General features: G+C 60.8%; 15 protein-coding genes and 2 tRNA genes. 13 read left to right on the forward strand and 4 right to left on the reverse strand.

Going from position 1 to position 16,307, the window contains the following annotated elements; genetic code table 11:
- From HBN98_RS02515 to pdeM, 6 genes are all read left to right on the forward strand, one after another.
- Positions 1 to 729, forward strand: a complete 729-nt coding sequence (locus HBN98_RS02515; protein WP_003222319.1) for an ABC transporter permease — start codon at positions 1 to 3, stop codon at positions 727 to 729.
- On the forward strand, positions 726 to 1,436 hold the full coding sequence (locus tag HBN98_RS02520) for an ABC transporter permease (protein WP_083366820.1): 711 nt from the start codon (positions 726 to 728) through the stop codon (positions 1,434 to 1,436). Before HBN98_RS02515 ends, HBN98_RS02520 begins: the two co-directional genes overlap by 4 nt.
- 11 nt (positions 1,437 to 1,447) lie before the next feature.
- A complete protein-coding gene (locus HBN98_RS02525; protein WP_083366821.1) occupies positions 1,448 to 2,566 on the forward strand; it encodes a succinylglutamate desuccinylase/aspartoacylase family protein in 1,119 nt (372 codons plus the stop codon).
- Between the two features lie 13 nt (positions 2,567 to 2,579).
- The gene (locus HBN98_RS02530; RefSeq protein WP_003222314.1) at positions 2,580 to 3,344 is read left to right on the forward strand and encodes an ABC transporter ATP-binding protein; all 765 of its coding nucleotides are present in this window, start codon (positions 2,580 to 2,582) and stop codon (positions 3,342 to 3,344) included.
- 171 nt (positions 3,345 to 3,515) lie between these two features.
- The gene (locus tag HBN98_RS02535) at positions 3,516 to 6,002 is read left to right on the forward strand and encodes a ligase-associated DNA damage response DEXH box helicase (protein WP_083366822.1); all 2,487 of its coding nucleotides are present in this window, start codon (positions 3,516 to 3,518) and stop codon (positions 6,000 to 6,002) included.
- Positions 6,002 to 6,658 (forward strand): ligase-associated DNA damage response endonuclease PdeM, encoded by a 657-nt coding sequence (gene pdeM / locus HBN98_RS02540; protein ID WP_083366823.1) that lies wholly within the window; start codon positions 6,002 to 6,004, stop codon positions 6,656 to 6,658. Before HBN98_RS02535 ends, pdeM begins: the two co-directional genes overlap by 1 nt.
- 45 nt (positions 6,659 to 6,703) lie before the next feature.
- On the opposite strand, the gene HBN98_RS02545 is transcribed toward pdeM, so the two are convergent.
- Positions 6,704 to 6,913: a hypothetical protein gene (locus tag HBN98_RS02545; RefSeq protein WP_064586289.1), complete on the reverse strand. Its 210-nt coding sequence runs from the start codon at positions 6,911 to 6,913 to the stop codon at positions 6,704 to 6,706.
- A gap of 103 nt (positions 6,914 to 7,016) precedes the next feature.
- A complete protein-coding gene (gene dcd, locus HBN98_RS02550) occupies positions 7,017 to 7,583 on the reverse strand; it encodes a dCTP deaminase (RefSeq protein WP_003222308.1) in 567 nt (188 codons plus the stop codon).
- 353 nt (positions 7,584 to 7,936) lie between these two features.
- On the opposite strand from dcd, the gene HBN98_RS02555 reads away from it, so the two are divergent.
- Positions 7,937 to 8,146 carry a cold-shock protein gene (locus HBN98_RS02555; RefSeq protein WP_002554837.1) on the forward strand — a complete coding sequence of 70 codons (210 nt, stop codon included), beginning with the start codon at positions 7,937 to 7,939 and terminating at the stop codon, positions 8,144 to 8,146.
- A gap of 163 nt (positions 8,147 to 8,309) precedes the next feature.
- Here the strand turns inward: HBN98_RS02555 and HBN98_RS02560 are convergent, their stop codons facing one another.
- Entirely contained in the window at positions 8,310 to 9,317 is a 1,008-nt protein-coding gene (locus HBN98_RS02560; protein ID WP_064586288.1) for a DUF481 domain-containing protein, read from the reverse strand.
- 154 nt (positions 9,318 to 9,471) lie between these two features.
- Here HBN98_RS02560 and HBN98_RS02565 point away from each other — a divergent pair, with 154 nt between their 5' ends.
- The 4 genes from HBN98_RS02565 (at position 9,472) to HBN98_RS02580 (ending at position 14,253) form a co-directional block, all read left to right on the forward strand.
- Positions 9,472 to 9,834 carry an MGMT family protein gene (locus tag HBN98_RS02565; RefSeq protein ID WP_373292943.1) on the forward strand — a complete coding sequence of 121 codons (363 nt, stop codon included), beginning with the start codon at positions 9,472 to 9,474 and terminating at the stop codon, positions 9,832 to 9,834.
- A gap of 43 nt (positions 9,835 to 9,877) precedes the next feature.
- Entirely contained in the window at positions 9,878 to 11,437 is a 1,560-nt protein-coding gene (locus HBN98_RS02570; RefSeq protein ID WP_083366824.1) for an AmpG family muropeptide MFS transporter, read from the forward strand.
- Between the two features lie 129 nt (positions 11,438 to 11,566).
- The gene (locus HBN98_RS02575; protein ID WP_064586282.1) at positions 11,567 to 13,282 is read left to right on the forward strand and encodes a proline--tRNA ligase; all 1,716 of its coding nucleotides are present in this window, start codon (positions 11,567 to 11,569) and stop codon (positions 13,280 to 13,282) included.
- A gap of 17 nt (positions 13,283 to 13,299) precedes the next feature.
- A complete protein-coding gene (locus HBN98_RS02580) occupies positions 13,300 to 14,253 on the forward strand; it encodes a hypothetical protein (RefSeq protein WP_083366825.1) in 954 nt (317 codons plus the stop codon).
- A gap of 85 nt (positions 14,254 to 14,338) precedes the next feature.
- Here the strand turns inward: HBN98_RS02580 and dinB are convergent, their stop codons facing one another.
- Positions 14,339 to 15,400: a DNA polymerase IV gene (gene dinB, locus HBN98_RS02585; RefSeq protein WP_083366826.1), complete on the reverse strand. Its 1,062-nt coding sequence runs from the start codon at positions 15,398 to 15,400 to the stop codon at positions 14,339 to 14,341.
- A 280-nt stretch (positions 15,401 to 15,680) separates the two neighbouring features.
- Between dinB and HBN98_RS02590 the strand changes: the two genes are divergently transcribed.
- Together HBN98_RS02590 and HBN98_RS02595 are read left to right on the forward strand one after the other, a co-directional pair.
- A tRNA-Met gene (locus tag HBN98_RS02590) sits at positions 15,681 to 15,757 on the forward strand.
- 220 nt (positions 15,758 to 15,977) lie between these two features.
- Positions 15,978 to 16,054, forward strand: a tRNA-Met gene (locus tag HBN98_RS02595).
- The last annotated feature ends 253 nt before the right edge of the window (positions 16,055 to 16,307 follow it).

Consider the following 16,307-nt stretch of genomic DNA (forward strand, 5'->3'; position numbering starts at 1 on the left):
ATGTTCGAAAACCTCTTACAAAATCTGGGGCTCTCCGCCTTCAGCCTCAAGGGCTTCGGCCCGTTGCTGTTGGAAGGCACCTGGATGACCATCAAATTGTCGGCGTTGTCGCTGCTGGTGGCCGTGTTGCTCGGCCTCTTGGGCGCCAGTGCCAAACTGTCGAAATCCAAACTGCTGCGCCTGCCTGCCCAGCTCTACACCACGCTGATCCGCGGGGTGCCGGACCTGGTGCTGATGCTGTTGATCTTCTACAGCCTGCAAACCTGGCTGACCGCCCTGACCGATGTCATGGAGTGGGACTACATCGAAATCGACTCCTTTACCGCCGGGGTGATCACCCTGGGCTTCATCTATGGCGCGTATTTCACCGAAACCTTCCGTGGGGCGATCCTTGCCGTGCCGCGCGGTCAGGTGGAAGCTGCGACCGCCTACGGCCTCAAACGCGGCCAGCGCTTTCGCTTCGTGGTGTTCCCGCAAATGATGCGTTTCGCCCTGCCGGGCATCGGCAACAACTGGATGGTGATGCTCAAGGCCACCGCACTGGTGTCGATCATCGGCCTGGCCGACCTGGTCAAAGCCGCGCAGGACGCCGGTAAAAGCACCTATCAACTGTTCTACTTCCTGGTACTCGCCGCCTTGATCTATCTGCTGATCACCAGTGCTTCGAACGTCATCCTGCGCTGGCTCGAGCGCCGTTACGCCGCGGGCGCACGGGAGGCCGTGCGATGATCGAACTCCTGCAGGAATACTGGAAACCCTTCCTTTATACCGACGGCACCAACATCACCGGGCTGGCGATGACGCTGTGGCTGCTCAGCGCCTCGATCTTCATCGGTTTCCTGGTGTCGATCCCGCTGTCGATTGCCCGAGTCTCGTCGCACTTCTATGTGCGCTGGCCGGTGCAGTTCTACACCTACCTGTTCCGGGGCACGCCGCTGTATATCCAGTTGCTGATCTGCTACACCGGCATCTACAGCCTCGCCGCCGTGCGTGAGCAGCCGCTGCTCGACAGTTTCTTTCGCGATGCGATGAACTGCACGATCCTGGCGTTCGCCCTGAACACCTGCGCCTACACCACGGAGATTTTCGCCGGGGCGATCCGCAGCATGAACCACGGCGAAGTCGAAGCGGCCAAGGCCTATGGCCTGACCGGCTGGAAGCTGTACGCCTACGTGATCATGCCCTCGGCGCTGCGCCGGTCGTTGCCGTATTACAGCAACGAAGTGATCCTGATGCTGCACTCGACCACCGTGGCCTTCACCGCGACCATTCCCGACATCCTGAAAGTCGCACGGGACGCCAACTCGGCGACCTACCTGACTTTCCAGTCGTTCGGCATCGCCGCGCTGATCTACCTGACCATTACCTTTGCGCTGGTCGGCCTGTTCCGCCTCGCCGAACGCCGATGGCTGGCCTTCCTCGGGCCGTCCCACTAGGAAAACCTGTAATGCGACACCAGATCCATGACCTGTTGGCCCCGGTGCCGGGGACCGCACGACAGATCCACAGCTTCCACTTCGGCCCGGAGCAGGCCCAAGGCAAGGTCTACATCCAGTCCTCGCTGCATGCCGACGAAATGCCCGGCATGCTCGTGGCCTGGCACCTCAAGCAGCGCCTGGCGGAGCTGGAAGCCGCCGGGCGCCTGCGCAGCCAGATCGTGCTGGTGCCGGTGGCCAATCCGGTCGGCCTCGAACAAGTGCTGATGGACGTGCCACTGGGCCGCTACGAGATGGAAAGCGGGCAGAATTTCAATCGCTGTTTCATCGACCTCAGCGAAGAAATCGGCAATGACATCGAAGGCCAGCTGAGCGCTGACCCGCAACGCAACCTTGAGCTGATCCGCGCCAGCCTGCGCAACGCCCTCGCCCGCCAGACACCGGCCACGCAACTGCAATCCCAGCGCCTGACCCTGCAACGGCTGGCGTGCGATGCCGACATGGTGCTGGACTTGCACTGCGATTTCGAATCCGTGGTGCACCTCTATACCACCCCCGAGGCGTGGCCGCAGGTCGAGCCACTGGCGCGTTACATCGAATCTCAGGCGAGCCTGCTGGCCACCGATTCCGGCGGCCAGTCGTTCGACGAATGCTTCACCCTGCTGTGGTGGCAACTGAAGGAGCGCTTTGGCGAACACTTCGAGATTCCGCTGGGCAGTTTCTCGGTGACCGTCGAATTGCGCGGCCAGGGCGACGTCAATCATCCGATGGCCAGCCGTGATTGCCAGGCACTGATCGATTACCTGATCCAGTTCGATGCAATCGTCGGCGAGACCAAGCCGCAGCCGCCCTTGCCCTTCCCCGCCACGCCGCTGGCCGGTGTCGAACCGGTGACCACGCCGGTGGGCGGCCTGCTGGTGTACACCGCCACGGCCGGGCAATACCTGCAGGCCGGACAACAGATTGCCGAAATCATCGACCCGATCCACGACCGGGTCACCCCCATTCATTGCTCTGCCGCCGGCCTGCTGTACGCCCGCTCGCTGCGGCGCATGGCCACTGCCGGCATGGTGATCGCCCACGTGGCGGGCGCCGAAGCCTATCGCAGCGGCTACCTACTTTCGCCTTGAGGATGTCTGTCCCATGTACAAATTGACCGTTGAAGGCCTGCACAAAAGCTATGGCGACCATCAGGTGCTCAAAGGCGTTTCGCTCAAGGCCAAGACTGGCGACGTGATCAGCCTGATCGGCGCCAGCGGCTCAGGCAAAAGCACGTTTCTGCGCTGCATCAACTTCCTCGAACAACCCAACGACGGCGCCATGAGCCTGGACGGCCAGGCGATCCGCATGGTCACCGACCGCCACGGCATGCACGTCGCCGACCCGAATGAACTGCAACGCCTGCGCACGCGCCTGGCGATGGTATTCCAGCACTTCAACCTGTGGAGCCACATGACCGTGCTGGAAAACATCACCATGGCCCCGCGCCGGGTGCTCGGCTGCAGCAAGCAGGAGGCCGAAGACCGCGCCCGCCGTTACCTGGACAAGGTCGGCCTGCCGGCGCGGGTCGCCGATCAGTACCCGGCGTTTCTCTCCGGCGGCCAGCAACAACGGGTGGCGATCGCCCGGGCGCTGGCGATGGAGCCGGAAGTGATGCTGTTCGACGAACCGACCTCGGCACTCGACCCGGAGCTGGTGGGCGAAGTGTTGCGAGTGATTCAGGGGCTGGCCGAGGAAGGCCGGACGATGATCATGGTGACGCACGAAATGAGTTTTGCACGCAAGGTGTCCAGCCAGGTGCTGTTCCTGCATCAGGGGCTGGTGGAAGAAGAAGGCGCGCCGGAAGACGTGCTGGGCAACCCGAAGAGCGAGCGGCTGAAGCAGTTCCTGAGCGGTAACCTCAAGTAACCGCGAATCCCCCTGTAGGAGCTGCCGCAGGCTGCGATCTTTTGATGTTGCCTTTGAAGATCAAAAGATCGCAGCCTGCGACAGCTCCTACATTGAGATTGCGGTGTTTTTAAACCTTTCGTACGTCGGCGTGGTCATTGGAAGAACACTTCCAGAGCGCGCGCAGCCGGCATGGCGAAACTTCCCGACCTCGCAAAAACCTGGTTCAGCGCACGCGGCTGGAAGCCGTTCGCCTTTCAAAAGCAGGTGTGGGCCGCCGTCAAACGCGGTGAGTCGGGGTTGCTCCACGCCAGCACCGGCGCCGGTAAAACCTACGCCGTGTGGTTCGCGGCACTCAACCGCTTCGCCCGCACGAAGCCACCCGCCACAGCCCCCCAAAAACGCAAAGCCCCGGCCGAACCACTGACCGTGTTGTGGATCACGCCGATGCGCGCCCTCGCCGCCGATACCGCCCGAGCCCTGCAAGCGCCGCTCAGCGACTTGCAGATTCCGTGGAGCATCGGCCTGCGCACCGGCGACACCAGTAGCGCCGAACGCGCCCGTCAAGGCCGGCGCCTGCCAACCACACTGATCACCACCCCGGAAAGCCTGACCCTGCTGCTCGCCCGCGCCGATGCCAAAACCGCGCTATCGAGCCTGCGCATGATCGTCGTCGATGAATGGCACGAACTGCTCGGCAACAAGCGCGGCGTGCAACTGCAACTGGCGCTGGCACGCTTGCGCCACTGGCAGCCCGAGCTGATCGTGTGGGGCGTTTCCGCGACACTCGGTAATCAATCCCACGCCGAACAGGTACTGATCCCACAGGGCGGCGGCGTGACGGTGCAGGGCCAAAGCGACAAAACGCTGCAGGTCGACACCTTGATCCCACCCGCCATCGAGCGATTTCCCTGGGCCGGGCACATCGGCCTGAAGATGCTGCCGCAAGTGGTCGCTGAACTGGACGCCTGCGCCAGCAGTCTGGTGTTCACCAACACCCGCGCGCAGTCGGAAATCTGGTATCAGGCGTTGCTCGAAGCACGGCCAGACTGGGCTGGGCTGATCGCGCTGCACCACAGCTCACTGTCCCGTGACACCCGCGACTGGGTCGAGCAAGCGTTGAAAAACGGCCAGCTGAAAGCGGTGGTCTGCACCTCGAGCCTGGATCTGGGCGTGGACTTCTTGCCGGTGGAACGGGTGCTGCAGATCGGCTCGGCCAAAGGCGTGGCGCGGCTGATGCAGCGGGCCGGGCGCTCCGGTCACGCGCCGGGCCGCACCTCGCGGGTGACGCTGGTGCCGACCCACAGCCTGGAGCTGATCGAAGCCGTGGCCGCACTCGATGCCGTGGAGCAACGGCGCATCGAACCGCGTCTGTCGCCGCACCAACCACTGGATGTGTTGGTGCAACACCTGGTCAGCATGGCCTTGGGCGGTGGCTTTATTCCCGAGGAGCTGTACGAAGAAGTCCGTGGCGCCTGGGCCTATCGCGACCTGACGCCGGCGGATTGGGCCTGGGCACTGGCATTCGTACGCCACGGCGGACTTTCTCTGACGGCTTATCCGGATTACCGCCGGGTCGAGCCGGACGAACACGGCGTGTGGCGCGTACCCGATGCACGCCTCGCCCGCCGGCATCGCATGAGCATCGGCACCATCGTCAGCGACGCGAGCATCAATCTGAAATTCTGGAGCAAGGGTGGCGGCGGCAAGCAATTGGGCAGCGTCGAAGAAGGCTTTATTGCGCGGCTGAAACCGGGCGACGGCTTTCTGTTTGCCGGGCGTCTGCTGGAGTTGGTGCGGGTGGAAAACATGACCGCTTACGTCAAACGCAGCACGGCGAAAAAAGCCGCCGTGCCGCGCTGGAATGGTGGACGCATGCCGCTCTCCAACGAGCTGGCTGCCGCAGTGGTCAGCCGCTTCAGTGCTGCTGCGCAGGGGGAATTTGCCGGACCGGAAATGCACGCGCTGCAACCGTTGCTGCAAACCCAGGCGCGCTGGTCGGGGCTGCCCACCACCCATAACCTGCTGGCAGAAGTACTGAAGTCCCGCGAGGGCTGGCACCTGTTCCTCTATCCGTTTGCCGGCCGCCAGGTGCATCTGGGGCTCGCCAGCCTGTTGGCGTGGCGCGTGAGCCAGCGCCAGCCACTGACGTTCTCGATCGCGGTGAACGATTACGGCCTGGAATTGCTCTGCGCCACGCCGGTCGACTGGTCTGAGCAACTCGATGCCGCGCTGCTCAGCCCGCTGCATCTGCTGGACGATGTACTGGCCAGCCTCAATGCCGGAGAACTGGCGCTGCGGCGCTTCCGTGAAATTGCCCGGATCGCCGGGCTGGTGTTCGCCGGCTACCCTGGCGCGCCGAAAAGCACGCGTCAGGTGCAGGCCTCCAGCGGGTTGTTCTTTGAAGTCTTCAAGCAATACGACGCCGACAACCTGCTGCTGGCCCAGGCCGGGGAAGAAGTCCTGCGCGAAGAGCTGGATATTCGTCGTCTGGAACAGACACTGGAACGGATCAACCGGATGAAACTGGACCTGCACCTGATCAAACGCCCTACACCGTTGGGCTTTCCGCTGCTGGTCGAGCGCATGCGTGAAAGCATGAGCTCGGAAAAGCTCGCCGATCGCATCAGACGCATGGTCGGCGACCTGGAGAAATCCGCCGACAAGGGTAACGCCTGATGAGCAGCGGCTATCCGGTGCGTCTGGCGGGCGAAGAACTCTGGTTGCTGCCGGAAAAAGCCCTGTACTGGCCGGCGCAAGAGGCCCTTCTGATTGCCGACGTACACTTCGGCAAGGCCGCGGCCTATCGCAGCCTCGGTCAGCCAGTGCCGCTGGGCACCACGGCGGCGAACATCGCGGTGCTCGACCGTCTGCTGGCGAAGCTGCCTTGCCGGCAGCTGATTTTCCTCGGCGACTTCCTGCACGGCCCCGGTTCGCATGCGGCGGGCACACTGAATGCCTTGGCCGAATGGCGTGCACGTCACGCGAATCTGCCGATGACGTTGATTCGCGGCAACCACGACAAGCGCGCCGGCGACCCACCGGCATCGCTGAACATCCGCGTGGTGCCCGAGCCGCTGCTGCTGGGGCCATTCGCCTTGCAACACGAACCTGATCCACACCCCGAACGCCACGTGCTGGCGGGGCACGTGCATCCGGTTTATCGGCTCAATGGACGGGGGCGGCAAAGTTTGCGCCTGGCGTGCTTCAGACTGGGTGAGCGGTTGAGCCTGCTGCCGGCCTTTGGCGCCTTTACCGGCGGCTATCAGGTAGAGAAAGACCTTCAGTGCAGAATATTCGTCATCGGCGATAACGAAATATGGCCCGTCAGCTGAGGTCTTCGGCAAACCAGAGCGGACAGGCCATTGTCGGGGTAGCGATCAGGCGACAGGCGCGGGTGGCGGTTCGTCCGGCAGCGTCGGCTCGCCAGGCTCGGTCGGTTGTTCGTTGGGGGTATCGGGATCAGGCTGGCCGGGAATGCCGCCAGCCATGTGAATAGACGGGTGTGCCAGCAGCGACCAGGCCAATACGCCAACCTGGTTGGGCTCAAGCCTTGCCAGCTCGGCAGTGATATGCGGATCGATCTTCATGGAACCCTCCTCGGCGAAGGCCCGCTTTGGCAGAAGCAAAAACGGGCAGTACACCCCATAGAGTGTCTGCCCGCCAAAGAATTCCCGAGAACTGCCGGATGGATCAGGTACGCGGCAGAGTCACGCCACGCTGGCCCTGATATTTACCGCCACGGTCCTTGTAGGAAACTTCGCATTGCTCGTCGGATTCGAGGAACAGCATCTGCGCCACGCCTTCGTTGGCGTAGATTTTCGCCGGCAGGTTGGTGGTGTTGGAGAATTCCAGGGTCACGTGGCCTTCCCACTCTGGCTCGAGCGGGGTGACGTTGACGATGATGCCGCAACGCGCGTAGGTGCTTTTACCCAGGCAGATGGTCAGGACATTGCGCGGAATACGGAAGTATTCGACGGTGCTGGCCAGGGCGAAGGAGTTTGGCGGAATGATGCAGACGTCGCTGTGGATGTCGACAAAGCTGCCGGCGTCGAAGTTTTTCGGATCGACGATCGCCGAATTGATGTTGGTGAACACCTTGAAGTGGTTGGTGCAACGCACGTCGTAGCCGTAGCTCGACACACCGTAGGAGATCACACGGCTGTCGTCGCTGCCACGCACCTGGCGCTCGACGAAAGGCTCGATCATGCCGTGTTCCTGCGCCATGCGGCGAATCCACTTGTCCGATTTGATGCTCATGGCGGGTGTCCTGAATAGCGAGGTGGAAAAAATCTGTCCGGCATCTTACCGGGCGCGCCGCCGGGTTCAAAGTGCGCGCTGCAATTCTCGCCGAACACGCCGGAAATACGGGCTGTGGCGACGAACTGTCACACCGCCGATCCCTAAATCAGAGAAACCTTCGCAAGAAACATTGGCACGTTCCGGAAAAAGGGTTAAGGTGGCGCCACTGTGTTGCTTGTGTCACTGAGAATCTCTACACGATATGTTGAATTTCGATCCAACCATCTACAAGAATTTTTCCTGCTCTTTGCACTCAGTCTCGGCCAGGGTTCTTCCTGAGTCGCAGTTATCTTTGTTCAAGGAGTTACACCATGTCTAATCGCCAAACCGGTACCGTTAAGTGGTTCAACGATGAAAAAGGCTTCGGCTTCATCACTCCACAATCCGGTGACGACCTGTTCGTTCACTTCAAAGCTATCCAATCCGACGGCTTCAAAAGCCTGAAAGAAGGCCAACAGGTTTCTTTCATCGCTACCCGCGGTCAGAAAGGCATGCAAGCTGAAGAAGTACAAGTTATCTAACTTGTAGCTTCTTTAGAAAAGAGCCCCGCCCTCAAAAGCGGGGCTTTTTTGTGGGCGCTTGTTTTCCGGGCGCAAAAAAAGATCGCAGCCTTCGGCAGCGCCTGCACAGGATTGATGTACATCCCGTTGGAGCTGCCGAAGGCTGCGATCTTTTGCTGTTGACTTACCAGGCCACGCCAAACCCTGCGGTGTAGCGGGTCTTGTTCAAATCCGCGTCCCTGGTGCCGCTGATGATGTCGCGCTCGGCCTTGAGGTTAAGCGACGCCCAGTCGGTGACCTTGTAGCGCAGGCCCATCTCGGCATCCAGCGCGTAGTTGGCGACGTCAGACAGTGGCTTGCCCAATTCGCCATTGGTGAAGAACTCGACTTTCTTGCCAATCAGGTAGCGGTTGTAATCCCACTTCATGGCGACCGAGTAGAAGTTGTCCTTGCCGCCATCGCTATACTCGTAATCGGTACGGTTGAGCAGCGAACCCAGCGAGAAGGCGCCCAACTCGTCATCCCAGAACTGGTAACCCGGACCGGTACCGACCACACGCTGACGCGACAGCTCTTCGACGAAGTCACGCTTGTAGTTCAGACGACCCTGCCAGAACCACTTGTCGGTGAGGAAGCGGTCGAGGGAATATTCCGCGCGCCAGTTATTGGTGGTGACCTGTTCGTCCTGCACTTCGCGGTTGTATTCGCCTTCGGCGGTATGGCGCCAGCGGCCATGACGTGCCGTGGTCTTGAAGTCGATGTCGTAGTCGTCGGTGTCTTTTTCGGCGCGTTGATAATCCAGGGCCAGGCCGACGTTGCCTTTCCAGACCAGATCCTCGACCACCGGTTTAGGCTTGAGAATCTGCTGGATACTCGCCAGTTCCACTGTTTTCGGCGCTTCGCCATTGGCCAGGGTGACCTTGCCGTCTTCGGCGGCGGTCAGTGATTTGGCTTTTTCGCCGTTGTAAGCGTCCTGTTTGACCAACAACTCTTGATCACTTTCCAGGGTCTTGACCTGCTTCCAGTCGATCGTGACCGCACCCGCGTATTGGGTCTGGATCAGCAGTTTGCCGCCATCGAACAGGGAAATTTTGCCGCTCAGCTTGTCACCGTTCTTCAACCAGACGGTATCGGCAAGCAGGGGCGTGGACGCGCTGAAGACAGCAAGGCACAGCAGGGTTCTGGACAACATAAGCGGATCGAGGGCTCAGGATTACAAAAAGGTCGGCATTATCCGTAGGAATACGCCCGTGACAAGGACTGACCGGGCGATTTCCATTGAGTTCATTTCTCAATGGGCACATCACGGATTAGGCTTGGCCTCATCAACAACCCCATGTTCAGGAATTGCGCACGTGACAGACACACCCCGCGAGCCAGACAGCGAAGCGCAAATCCGACGCACGGTGCTCTACTCGACACTCGCCCAAGTGCCGGAAGGCAAAGTCGTCAGCTATGGTCAGTTGGCCGAACTGGCGGGATTGGGGCGCGCCGCCCGCTGGGTCGGCCGGACCCTGAGCCAGTTACCCGCCGATACGCGACTGCCATGGCACCGGGTTCTGGGCGCCGGCGGTCGGCTCAGCCTGCCGCTGGGCAGTCCTTCAGGGGACGAGCAACGGGCACGCTTGCGCGCTGAAGGGGTCACCGTCCTGAACAATCGTGTGGATATTCAGCGCCATGGCTGGCGTCCGGTAGAGCACAGCGGTTAGAGTGCGCGCTTTGTTTTCGCAATCTTGAGGCAGACTTCAGCCCATGCCCCGTAAAACCTGGCGCGCCGCGCTCGCCGCCTATGCCAGTCCTTCGACGCTCGTGCTGTTGTTGCTCGGTTTCGCTGCCGGCCTGCCGTACATGCTGGTATTTTCCACGCTTTCAGTCTGGCTGCGTGAAGCCGGCGTGGCCCGTGAAACCATCGGCTACGCGAGCCTGATCGGCCTGGCCTACGCCTTCAAATGGGTCTGGTCGCCGTTGCTCGACCAATGGCGCCTGCCTTTATTGGGCAAGCTGGGCCGCCGCCGTTCGTGGCTGGTGCTCTCGCAGGCGCTGGTGATCCTCGGCCTGATCGGCATGGGCTTCTGTGACCCGCAGAAACACCTGTCCTGGCTGATCGCCATTGCAGTCATCGTCGCCTTCGCGTCCGCGACCCAGGACATTGCGGTCGATGCCTATCGCCTGGAGATCGCCGACGACAGTCGTCAGGCCGCGCTCGCCGCCAGTTACATGTCCGGTTATCGCGTCGCCGCCCTGCTCGCCACGGCGGGCGCGCTGTTCTTCGCCGAGGGCTTCGGTTCCACCGGGTTCAACTATCAGCATTCGGCCTGGACCGGCACCTACGCCCTGTTCGGGGCATTGATGGTCCCTGCCCTGCTGACCTCGCTGCTGATGCGCGAACCGCCGGTGCCGCTGCGCACACAGTTGCAGGCCGGCCGCTACAGCTTCGTGCATCAACTGGCCTCGGTGTTCGTGCTGATCGTGCTGCTGGTGTCCGTTCCGGCCATGTTCACCCAGCTGTACAACACTGATTTCGCCAGCGTGCTGTTCGGCAGCATGAGCCCGCTCGACCTGCTGCTCGAAGACCGTGCCTTCCTGCGCGCCATCCTCTATACGCTGCTGACCGGCCTGTGCCTGTCGACCATGGGCCGTCGCGGCCTGGCGCCGGTGCTGACCCCGGTCAACGACTTCATCGTGCGCTACCGCTGGCAGGCGCTGCTGTTGCTAGGGTTGATCGCCACCTATCGGATGTCCGACACGGTGATGGGCGTGATGGCCAACGTGTTCTACATCGACCAGGGCTTCACCAAGGACCAGATTGCCAGCGTCAGCAAGATTTTCGGCCTGATCATGACCCTCGTCGGCGCGGGCATGGGCGGCCTGCTGATCGTGCGTTTCGGTATCCTGCCGATCCTGTTCATCGGCGGCGCGGCCTCGGCCGCCACCAACCTGCTGTTTGTGATGCTGGCCGACATGGGCCCGAACCTGCAGATGCTGGTGGTGACCATTTCCCTCGACAACTTCAGTTCCGGGCTCGCGACCTCGGCGTTCGTCGCCTACCTGTCGAGCCTGACCAACCTGAAGTTCTCGGCAACCCAGTACGCCCTGCTCAGCTCGATCATGCTGTTGCTGCCGCGCCTGATCGGCGGTTACTCAGGGGTGATGGTCGAGAAGTTCGGTTATCACAACTTCTTCATGATCACCGCGCTGCTCGGTGTTCCGACCCTGTTGCTGATCGCCCTGCACTGGTTCCAGGAAAACCGCCGCGAAGGCCCGACACCAACGCCCGAGCCTTTGCCGACGTCCGTCGTGGAAGAGTCGTAGGACATTTCACATACGGCGGGAGGAATCCCGCCGTTGAGCCTCACCGCCGAGCGCAATCCTGTACGTCGGCAACTCTCGCCGGTACACTGCTCCGTCATTTCCAGTCATAGCAACCGACAACGGCCAACCATGCGCACCAGTCAATTTTTGCTCGCCACACAGAAAGAAACGCCTTCCGATGCGGTCGTCGTCAGCCACCAGCTGATGCTGCGCGCCGGCATGATTCGCAAACTCGCTTCGGGCCTGTACACCTGGCTGCCGATGGGCTTGCGGGTCATGCGCAAGGTTGAAGCCATCGTTCGCGAAGAAATGAACGCTGCCGGTTCTCTTGAAGTGTTGATGCCGAGCACCCAACCGGCCGAGCTGTGGCAGGAATCGGGGCGCTGGGAAGAATACGGCCCTGAGCTGCTGCGCATCAAAGACCGCCACGGTCGCGACTTCTGCGCGGGCCCGACCCACGAAGAAGTGATCACCGATCTGATGCGCAACGAGTTGAGCAGCTACAAGCAGCTGCCGATCAACCTGTACCAGATCCAGACCAAATTCCGTGACGAAATCCGCCCACGCTTCGGTTTGATGCGCGGCCGCGAATTCATCATGAAGGACGCCTACTCGTTCCACGCCGATCAGGCTTCGCTGCAGGTCACCTACGACCGCATGCATCAGGCGTACTGCAACGTGTTCACCCGTCTGGGCCTGAAATTCCGTCCGGTTGAAGCCGACAACGGTTCGATCGGTGGTGCCGGTTCCCACGAGTTCCACGTGCTGGCCGAGTCCGGCGAAGACGATATCGTCTTCAGCAACGGCTCCGACTATGCGGCGAACATCGAGAAAGCCGAAGCCGTGCCACGGGAAACCTCGCGTCCAGCGCCGACCGAAGAACTGCGCCTGGTCGATACCCCAGACACCAAGACCATTGCCGCACTGGTGGAAAAATTCAATCTGCCGATTGAAAAGACCATCAAGACCCTGATCGTCCACGCCGAAGAGCCAGGCAAGCTGATTGCCCTGGTCATCCGTGGCGACCACGAGCTCAACGAAATCAAGGCCGCCCAGCAGCCAGGCGTTGCCAGCCCGCTGGTCATGGCTTCCGACGCCGAACTGCGTGACGCCATTGGCGCCGGCGCCGGCTCCCTCGGCCCGCTGAACCTGCCGCTGCCAATCATCATCGACCGTTCGGTCGAGCTGATGAGCGACTTCGGCATCGGTGCGAACATCGACGACAAGCACTACTTCGGCGTGAACTGGGAGCGTGATCTGCCGGTTCCGACCGTTGCCGACCTGCGTAACGTGGTCGCTGGCGACCCAAGCCCGGACGGCAAGGGCACCCTGGAAATCAAGCGCGGCATCGAAGTCGGGCACATCTTCCAGCTGGGCAACAAGTACAGCAAGGCGATGAAGTGCGAAGTGCTGGGCGAGAACGGCAAGCCGGTCACCCTGGAAATGGGTTGCTACGGCATTGGCGTGTCCCGCGTGGTCGCTGCTGCCATCGAGCAGAACAACGACGAAAAAGGCATCATCTGGAGCGACACCCTGGCGCCGTTCCAGATCGCCCTGGTACCGCTGCGTTACGAAACCGAGCAGGTGCGCGAAGCCACTGACAAGCTGTACGCAGAACTGACTGCGGCCGGTTTCGAAGTGCTGCTGGACGATCGCGACAAGAAAACCAGCCCGGGCATCAAGTTCGCGGACATGGAGCTGATCGGCATTCCTCACCGGATCGTGGTCAGCGACCGCGGTCTTGCCGAAGGCAACCTGGAATACAAGAGCCGTACCGAGTCCGAAGCGCAAGCGCTGCCGGTCGCCGATGTGGTGTCCTTCCTTCAGGCCCGTATCCGCCGCTGAATCCAGATAGAGACCTCATGTTCAAGCGAAACACCTTGGGCCTCGGTGGCGCCGCCCTGTGCGGCGCCCTGCTGGTCAGCGGCTGTGCCAATCAAATGTCACAGCGCAGCGAGCACGAAGAGCGGGTCGAGCGCAAATTGCTCGATCACAGCCTGCAGATCGATGTCGGTGAGCCCAAGGTGCTTGAGCTGCCGGAGCGACGCGTGAAAATCAACGAGCAGAAGACCTTCGAAGTCACCGAGTTCGAAGTCACCCGCCGTTATGACCGTTACACGCCTTACCAGCCCTGGCGCGAAATCTACGAGATTCCGCTGGGTGCGGTGGCCGTGGTGGCGGGTGTCGGCGCGAATGTGGTCAACGTGTTCGCCCTGGGCAACCTGCCGGACAGCGTGACCAAGGACTGGCTGAGCTACGGCATTGCCGGGATCAACCCGTTCATGAACGTGCCGTCCCATGGTCGTGCGCAACAGAACCTGGCCGGTATCGATGAAGTCCAGCGCGACAAGCGCATGGAATATTCAAGCCTGCCGTGGAGCGAGCGACCGGTGCAGGTCAAGGCCGGCAAGCAGACCTTCGACATGACCACCGACCGCAACGGCGTGCTGCGCCTGAACCTGCTGGACAGCCCGTTCGCCGAAAATGACCTCAATCATGTCGGCAAGCTGCAGATCAGCGTCGAGGACGGCAAGGATGACGTGCACAGCGACACGTCCCTGACCATCAGCAGCCACCTGCGCAGCAAACTGCTCGAAGCGCACGGTCTGATCTACGACGATCTGGAAGATGACGAAGTGAGCCAGTGGGTGCACCGGGTCAAACGCCTGTCGGAACTGGGTCTGGAAGAAGAAGCCAGCGAGCTGGAACAAAGCCTGATCGAACTGACGCGCAACGATCCTGAGTTGCAGGCGGAGTTTCTCAAGTCGCTGACCAAGGATGCCGGGCGCTTAGTGGCGGATCCGGGACCGAATTAAGCCTTAAAAGATCGCAGCCTGCGGCAGCTCCTACAGGGAACGCATTCCAATGCAGGAGCTGCCGCAGGCTGGGATCTTTTGACTTTTAACGCTCAAACAACTCCATCTGCTCAAACCCACCGCGCAAATCCTCCAGCCTTACCCCCACTCCCAGCAAGCGCACCGGTTTCCCACCGCGATTGAACGCCTGCGTCAGCATCAACTGATAACTGCCCAGATCCCGCCCCGCCCCGGCCTGCTCCAGGGTGGTCTGGGTAAAATCGTGAAACTTCACTTTGACGAATGGCTTGCCCGGCCGGTAGCTGCTGTCGATCCGTTCCATACGGGTCTTCAGGGTTTCCAGCAGCTCCGGCAACTTGTCCAGGCAACTGCGCAGATCCGGCAGATCAACATCGTAGGTATTTTCCACGCTGATTGACTGACGACGGCTGTCGTTGTGCACCAGCCGGTCATCGATCCCACGGGCCAGACTCCACATTCGCTCACCGAAACTGCCGAATTCACGCACCAGCGCCAGCTTGTCCCACTCGCGCAACTGCAAACAATCGACGATGCCGAGCTTGCCCAGTTTGTCAGCGGTGACTTTGCCGACACCGTGCAACTTGCTCACCGGCAAGCCGCTGACAAAATCCTCGACCTGATCCGGGGTAATGACGAACAACCCGTTGGGCTTCTTCCAGTCGCTGGCGATCTTGGCCAGAAACTTGTTCGGCGCGACCCCGGCAGAAACCGTGATGTGCAACTGATTGGACACCCGCCGCCGAATATCTTGCGCGATGCGCGTGGCGCTGCCGCCGAAATGCGCGCTATCGGAGACGTCGAGATACGCTTCGTCCAGCGACAGGGGCTCGATCAGGTCGGTGTAATCGCGGAAGATTGTGTGGATCTCTTTAGAGGCTTCGCGATAGGCGTCCATGCGTGGCTTGACGATGGTCAGGTCCGGACACAGCTTCAGCGCATGCCCGGACGACATCGCCGAACGCACGCCATAGGCCCGCGCTTCATAGTTGCAGGTGGCAATCACCCCGCGTCGATCCGCCGAGCCGCCCACCGCCAACGGTTTGCCGGCCAGGTTCGGGTCGTCGCGCATCTCGATGGCGGCGTAGAAACAGTCACAGTCGACGTGGATGATTTTTCGCTGGGTCATGACAGAAAAGGAAACATGGCGAGCCGGATCCGCAGTATCTCACTGACACCTGTATATAGCACCAGTGGTCTGAATGTTCTTTTCCGGCTGTAGGAAAATACCGTTGAATTTATTTTCTCAATCGTAAATCGCACACTGATAGAGCTGAAAGCCTTGCCCCACCTGCCCTGCGGCCCCTTACGCAGCCCCCAAAAAGCCGCTAACCAATTGAACAGGAACAGATTTATCCAGATTCAAGGTTGACAGCCCGGCGATCCTCTGTAGAATGCCGACACACAGACGCGGGATGGAGCAGTCTGGTAGCTCGTCGGGCTCATAACCCGAAGGTCGTCGGTTCAAATCCGGCTCCCGCAACCAAACATCAAAAAAGGCTACTCGAAAGAGTGGCCTTTTTTGTGCGTGCTCGTTTTTCCAGCCAGCCTCTGCATCACACATTGAGACGCGCACAGGAATTCTTTGCATTTCCGAAACTTACCGCGTCGCTGCGACCGTTTGACGCAAATTCACACTTATTTGACCCTTTACGGGATTAGCGGTTGACACCTCGCCGTTCGCCTGTAGAATGCCGCCACACAGACGCGGGATGGAGCAGTCTGGTAGCTCGTCGGGCTCATAACCCGAAGGTCGTCGGTTCAAATCCGGCTCCCGCAACCAAACATCAAAAAAGGCTGCTCGAAAGAGTGGCCTTTTTTGTATCTGTGGAAAAAGTCCTTTCGCAACAATGATCTGTCACGCTGCAGTGAAACGCTCAGGATCGTCAGACCCACCGCGTTGCGACTATGCTTGAGTCGCAGGCAAGACGTCTGCAATCCATGACCCGCCCTCGCCGATACCCGATGAGAGGCGTAGTATTTTGTGATTATTTTTTTCTACAGGGATTGGTAACTTGGCTGGATACCTCCATCCT

The sequence above is a fragment of the Pseudomonas koreensis genome, assembly GCF_012986595.1.
Taxonomy (GTDB): domain Bacteria; phylum Pseudomonadota; class Gammaproteobacteria; order Pseudomonadales; family Pseudomonadaceae; genus Aquipseudomonas; species Aquipseudomonas koreensis.

Coding starts and splice junctions, on each gene's coding strand:
- HBN98_RS02515 (WP_003222319.1), top strand. CDS start 1: ATGTTCGAAAACCTCTTACAAAATCTGGGGCTCTCCGCCTTCAGCCTC.
- HBN98_RS02520 (WP_083366820.1), top strand. CDS start 726: ATGATCGAACTCCTGCAGGAATACTGGAAACCCTTCCTTTATACCGAC.
- HBN98_RS02525 (WP_083366821.1), top strand. CDS start 1,448: ATGCGACACCAGATCCATGACCTGTTGGCCCCGGTGCCGGGGACCGCA.
- HBN98_RS02530 (WP_003222314.1), top strand. CDS start 2,580: ATGTACAAATTGACCGTTGAAGGCCTGCACAAAAGCTATGGCGACCAT.
- HBN98_RS02535 (WP_083366822.1), top strand. CDS start 3,516: ATGGCGAAACTTCCCGACCTCGCAAAAACCTGGTTCAGCGCACGCGGC.
- pdeM (WP_083366823.1), top strand. CDS start 6,002: ATGAGCAGCGGCTATCCGGTGCGTCTGGCGGGCGAAGAACTCTGGTTG.
- HBN98_RS02545 (WP_064586289.1), bottom strand. CDS start 6,913: ATGAAGATCGATCCGCATATCACTGCCGAGCTGGCAAGGCTTGAGCCC.
- dcd (WP_003222308.1), bottom strand. CDS start 7,583: ATGAGCATCAAATCGGACAAGTGGATTCGCCGCATGGCGCAGGAACAC.
- HBN98_RS02555 (WP_002554837.1), top strand. CDS start 7,937: ATGTCTAATCGCCAAACCGGTACCGTTAAGTGGTTCAACGATGAAAAA.
- HBN98_RS02560 (WP_064586288.1), bottom strand. CDS start 9,317: ATGTTGTCCAGAACCCTGCTGTGCCTTGCTGTCTTCAGCGCGTCCACG.
- HBN98_RS02570 (WP_083366824.1), top strand. CDS start 9,878: ATGCCCCGTAAAACCTGGCGCGCCGCGCTCGCCGCCTATGCCAGTCCT.
- HBN98_RS02575 (WP_064586282.1), top strand. CDS start 11,567: ATGCGCACCAGTCAATTTTTGCTCGCCACACAGAAAGAAACGCCTTCC.
- HBN98_RS02580 (WP_083366825.1), top strand. CDS start 13,300: ATGTTCAAGCGAAACACCTTGGGCCTCGGTGGCGCCGCCCTGTGCGGC.
- dinB (WP_083366826.1), bottom strand. CDS start 15,400: ATGACCCAGCGAAAAATCATCCACGTCGACTGTGACTGTTTCTACGCC.